Genomic DNA, 5,122 nt, shown 5'->3' with positions numbered 1-5,122 from the left:
TCGTCAAGCTCCCGGTCTGCCTGGCCGCCTGGCTGGTCGCCCGCCGCCACGTCCCTGCCGGAGGCGTCCTGCGCGTACCCGGCCGGTCCGAGCTCGCCGATGCGGGCCTGATCGGGGGATCCGTCGCCGCGTTGCTGCTCGGGCTCACCCTGTCGGCCGACGAGGCGGCCTGGTTGCTGGTGGCGGCCCCCGCGATTCCGCTGCTCCTGTGGTGGTTGCGCCGGGGCGGCGGAAGCCCGGTCCGGGCCGTCCTGCGCGAGAGCCGGACGGCGGGGCTCAACACGGCCGTCCTGGCCGTCGCGGCCGCCTTCGCGGGCGTCCACTACCTGCTCGCCCTGCACCTGCAGCGCGACGAGGCCGAGAGCGCCACCGCCACCGGCCTGACCGTCCTGTGCTTCCCCCTCGCCATGGGGATCGGCGGGCCGCTCGGCGGCCGGCTGGCCGACCGCTTCGGCGCCCGGCCGACCGCCACCGCCGGGGTCGCGCTCACCGCGTCCGGCTTCCTCCTGCTCGTGCCGCTCGGCGACACCTGGAGTCTGCCGGACATCGCCTGGCGCCTCGCCCTGGCCGGGGCAGGGATGGGCCTGTACGGAGGGCCGACCCAGACCCTCGTGATGAGCGCCGCCACCCCGGCGACGACGGCCACCGCCAGCTCCACCGTCCAACTCGCCCGCAGCCTCGGCTTCACCCTCGGCCCGGCCCTGGCCACCGCGGCCTGGAGCCTCGGCGGAGCCGGTACGGCGGGCCTGCACACGGGCCTCGGCCTCGCCGCGGCCTTCGCCTGCCTCGCCGTCCCGCTGCTGGCGTCGCACGGCCGCTCCGGGCCCCGTACGGCCTGAACCCTCCTCTTCCACCCCGTTCACCGTCAGGAGTACACGCATGTGCGGAATCACCGGCTGGGTGTCCTTCCACCAGGACGTCCGCCACAGTGCCCCTGTCATCGAGGCGATGACCGCCACCATGGCCCTGCGCGGCCCCGACGCCGGCGGCGTCTGGCTCGGCCGGAACGCCGCGCTCGGCCACCGGCGGCTCGCCGTGATCGACATCGACGGCGGCGCCCAGCCCATGGCCGACCGACCCGACCAGCCGCAGGTGGTGCTCACCTACAGCGGCGAGGTCTACAACCACCACGAACTGCGGGACCGACTCAGGAACAGAGGCCACCGCTTCGGGACCCGCAGCGACACCGAGGTGGTGCTCCGCGCCTACCTGGAGTGGGGCGACGCCCTGGTCGACCACCTGGAGGGCATGTACGCCTTCGGCATCTGGGACGAGCGCGAACGGCGGCTCGTCCTGGTCCGGGACCGGCTCGGCGTCAAGCCGCTGTTCTGGGCCGCCGTCGACGGCGGACTGGTCTTCGGCTCCGAGCCCAAGGCGCTGTTCGCCCACCCCGAGGTCACCCCCACTGTCGACGCCGACGGCCTGCGTGAGGCGTACAGCCTGCTCTTCAACACCGGCCCCACCGTCTGGGCCGGCGTCCGCGAGGTCCACCCCGGCGACCTGCTCGTCCTCGACCGTGACGGCATCCGCGAGCGCCGCTACTGGGAGCTGACCGCCAGCCCGCACGCAGATCAGCTGGAGACCACCAAGGATCGGGTCGGCGAGCTCGTCAACCGCGCCGCCAGATCGCAGCTGGAGGCGGACGTCCCGCTGTGCAGCCTGCTCTCCGGCGGCCTCGACTCCACCGTCGTCACCGCCCTCATCGCGGACGAACTCCGGCGCACCCAGGGCCCCGGGGCGAAGCTTCGCTCCTACGCCGTCGACTACAGCGATCAGGCCGAGCAGTTCACCGGCGACGTGCTGCGCACCGGCCACGACACCCCGTTCGCCGCCGAGGCGGGCGCCTTCGTCGGCACCGAGCACTCCACCGTCGTCCTCGACCCGCGGGCCCTGCTCGACCCGGACAACCGGCGGGCCGTCGTGGTCGCCCGCGACTCGCCGATCGGTGTCGGCGACATGGACACCTCGCTCTACCTGCTGTTCGGCGAGATCCGCAAGCACTCCACGGTCGCGCTCTCCGGCGAGGCGGCGGACGAGGTGTTCGGCGGCTACCCCTGGTTCCACAGCCCCGAGGCGCTCGCCGCGCAGGCCTTCCCCTGGCTGCTCGTCACCGGCGACGACGCCGCCATGCCGATCGACCCCGACCTCGCTGCCCACCTGCGCATCCGCGAATTCCGCGAGGACGCCTACCGCAGCTCCCTCGCCGCCGTCCCGCACCTGGACGGCGAGACCCCGGCCGAGCACCGCCAGCGGGAGATGCAGCACCTCTCGCTCACCCGCTGGCTGCGCCAGCTCCTGCACCGCAAAGACCGGCTGAGCATGGCCCAGGGCCTGGAGGTCCGCGTCCCCTACTGCGACCACCGTCTCGTCGAGTACGCCTTCAACACCCCCTGGGCGATGAAGAACCACGACGGCCGGGAGAAGAGCCTGCTGCGCGACACCGGCCAGGGGATCGCCCCGGACTCGGTGCTCTGGCGGCCGAAGAACCACTACCCGGCCACCCACCACGCCGACTACAACGCGGGCCTCCAGCGGCTCGCCCGGGAGGCCCTGGACGCCCCGCACGTGCGCGACATCGCCGACGAGACGGTCATCAAGGCCGGCCTCGACACCCCCGCCGACCAGCTGGCATGGGGTCACCGGCTCCGCCTGGAACGGGTCGTCGACCTCGCGCTCTGGCTCGACCACCACCGCCCCGCCCTCGTCCTCTGAACCTCTCCGCCGCACCACCCCTCCTGGAGGAACCCGGACATGACCACGCCCGATCGCACCGAGGGCCGCTGCCCCGTCACCGGCGCAACTGCCGGCGAACCGATACCGCTCTACGGAGCCGCGTACAAGACCGACCCGTACGATCTCTACCGGCGGATGCGCGACGCCGGGCCCGTCCACCGGGTGCGTTTCCCCTCCGGGATCGCCGCGTGGCTCGTCACCGGTTACGAGGCCGCCCACGCCGCGCTCAACGACCCGCGTCTGGGCAAGAACCACCGTCTGGGCAACGACAACTGGCGTTCCCTCGCCTCGATCATGCCCGAGCCGCAGCACTCCCAGCTCCAGGTGCACCTGCTGCACCAGGACCCGCCGGAGCACACCCGGATGCGCCGCCTCGTCCTGGACGCCTTCGCCCCGCGGCGGGTGGAGTCCCTGCGGCCCCGCTTCCAGGAGATCGCCGACGCCCTGGTGGACGATCTGCCCGCCGAGGGCGGCGCCGACCTGGTCGCCGGCTTCGCCGCGCACTACCCCTTCCGGGTCCTGGCCGAGGTGATCGGCCTGCCCCCGGAGCTCGCCGCCCGCTTCGACCGCGACTGGGGCAAGGTCGTCCAGCCGGTCGGCCCGCAGGATCCGGGCCGTCCCGCGTACGAGGCCAGGCTGCTCGGCCTGCAGACCTACATCGCCGACGTCATCGCCCACAAGCGCGAGCACTGGGAGGACGACCTGCTCTCCCGCCTGGTCGTCGCCAAGGACCGCAAGGAGCTGACCCAGGAGGAACTCGACTCGATGATCTTCCAGCTCCTGGTCGCCGGCCAGGAGCCCGTCACCAACCAGATCACCACCATGCTGATCACCCTGCTCCGCCACCCCGAGCAGTTGGAACGGCTACGGGACGACCCCGCCCTGATGCCCCGGGCGATCGAGGAACTCCTTCGCTACGACAGCGCCTTCGAACTCACCACCTGGCGCTTCTTCGCCGAGGACAGCTACCTGCACGGCACCCGCATCCCGGCCGGAGACTCCGTCATCGTCTCGCTGTGCGCCGCCAACCGCGACGGCGAGCAGTTCCCGGACGCCGACACGCTCGACCTGGACCGCAGCCCCAACTCCCACCTCGCCTTCGGCCACGGCATCCACTTCTGCCCCGGCGCCGCCCTCGCCCGCGCCGAACTCCAGATCGCCCTCGCGACCCTCCTCGCCCGCCTGCCCGGCCTGCGGCCCGCGGGCTCCCTGGACGACCTGACCTGGATCCCGGCCGTCCTCGCCCGCGGCGTCAACCAGTTGCCCGTCGCCCAAGACAAACGCATCTGACCGACCCGGCCGCACCGCGCGCCCCGACTCGCCCGTCTCAAGCGTCCCGGCCCGCTCGCCCCCGTTGGAGGGCGCGGGCGCCGGGGCGCCATCCCGCCATGCCCTCACGGAGAATCCGCATGACCACCACCGATACCGCCACGCCCATGTCCAGAGACGTCCGGCAGGCCTGCGCCGCCGTCCTGGAACTGCTCCTGCCCCACCGCCGGGCCACCGACACCGCCACCCCGGCCACCGTCGACGACTTCCCCGAACAACTGCGCCAGATAGGCGAGTTCGCCGCGCAGGGCGACCCGATCGTGTTCACCCTGCCCGGCTTCCCCTGCAAGTCCCCCAGCCCCGACAAGGTCCTCGGTCACCTCCCCGACGAGGGCGAACGCCTCTCCCTCACCTTCCTCGACGACCTGTGCCGCACGGTCGGCGAGGTGTACGAGCCGGGCGCGCGGCTGGAGATCTGCTCCGACGGCCACGTCTTCGGCGACCTCATCCGCGTCCCGGATCCGCACATCGACGCCTACTCCGACGAACTCGCCGCCATGATCCGGCGCGAGAACCTGACCCACCTGTCCGTCTTCGACCTGCGCGACGTGCTCGGCGACCTCCCGTACGACGAGAAGCGCGCCCGCGTCCACGCCGCCTACGCCCCGACCGTCGAGGAACTGCGCGCCGAGGTGAAGAGCGACGAGCACACCCTCGCCCTCTACTGCGGCATCACCCGCTTCCTCACAGAGGACACCGTCGACTTCACCGGCACCAAGTCGGCCCTCCAGCGCGAGTGCCGGCAGCGCGCCTACGGCGTCATCCAGCGCAGCCGCGCCTGGGGCGACCTCATCGCCGAGCACCACCCCCGCAACGTCCGCCTGTCCATCCACCCCCAGCCGCGCGGCGCCGCCAAGTTCGGCATCCGCCTCCTCGACGCCCCCGACGCCTGGACCACGCCGTGGCACTCGGCCGTCCTGCACCGGGCCGACGGCAGCTGGCAGCTGATGCGCCGGGCCGACGCCGAGCAGCAGGGCACCCTCGTGCTGCGCGACGGCCGGCCCAGCCACTTCGAGGCCTCCTGACCACCTCCGGCAGTGGGGGGGGGCACCCGGCACTT

The 5,122-nt window shown here is 72.9% G+C and carries 4 protein-coding genes; all 4 read left to right on the top strand.

All coding sequences use genetic code 11. From position 1 onward, the window contains the following. Window positions 1-839 (top strand): MFS transporter (locus tag ACFQ87_RS35870; protein ID WP_380615109.1); only part of this gene is annotated, 839 nt, incomplete at its 5' end. A 40-nt stretch (window positions 840-879) separates the two neighbouring features. Continuing rightward, window positions 880-2,712, top strand: a complete 1,833-nt coding sequence (asnB, locus tag ACFQ87_RS35865; RefSeq protein ID WP_380615108.1) for an asparagine synthase (glutamine-hydrolyzing) — start codon at window positions 880-882, stop codon at window positions 2,710-2,712. Between the two features lie 39 nt (window positions 2,713-2,751). Next, window positions 2,752-4,023, top strand: a complete 1,272-nt coding sequence (locus ACFQ87_RS35860; RefSeq protein WP_380615107.1) for a cytochrome P450 — start codon at window positions 2,752-2,754, stop codon at window positions 4,021-4,023. Window positions 4,024-4,142: 119 nt separating this feature from the next. Continuing rightward, window positions 4,143-5,087 (top strand): L-tyrosine/L-tryptophan isonitrile synthase family protein, encoded by a 945-nt coding sequence (locus tag ACFQ87_RS35855; protein WP_380615106.1) that lies wholly within the window; start codon window positions 4,143-4,145, stop codon window positions 5,085-5,087. The last annotated feature ends 35 nt before the right edge of the window (window positions 5,088-5,122 follow it).

Source organism: Kitasatospora sp. NPDC056531 (genome assembly GCF_042794375.1).
In the GTDB taxonomy this organism is placed as follows: domain Bacteria; phylum Actinomycetota; class Actinomycetes; order Streptomycetales; family Streptomycetaceae; genus Kitasatospora.
Note: the sequence above shows the minus strand (reverse complement) of the source record. Positions and strands in the feature narration are given on the sequence as shown.

Excerpts from the sequence above, each read along its gene's own strand:
- asnB (WP_380615108.1), top strand. The coding sequence starts at position 880 with ATGTGCGGAATCACCGGCTGGGTGTCCTTCCACCAGGACGTCCGCCAC.
- ACFQ87_RS35860 (WP_380615107.1), top strand. The coding sequence starts at position 2,752 with ATGACCACGCCCGATCGCACCGAGGGCCGCTGCCCCGTCACCGGCGCA.
- ACFQ87_RS35855 (WP_380615106.1), top strand. The coding sequence starts at position 4,143 with ATGACCACCACCGATACCGCCACGCCCATGTCCAGAGACGTCCGGCAG.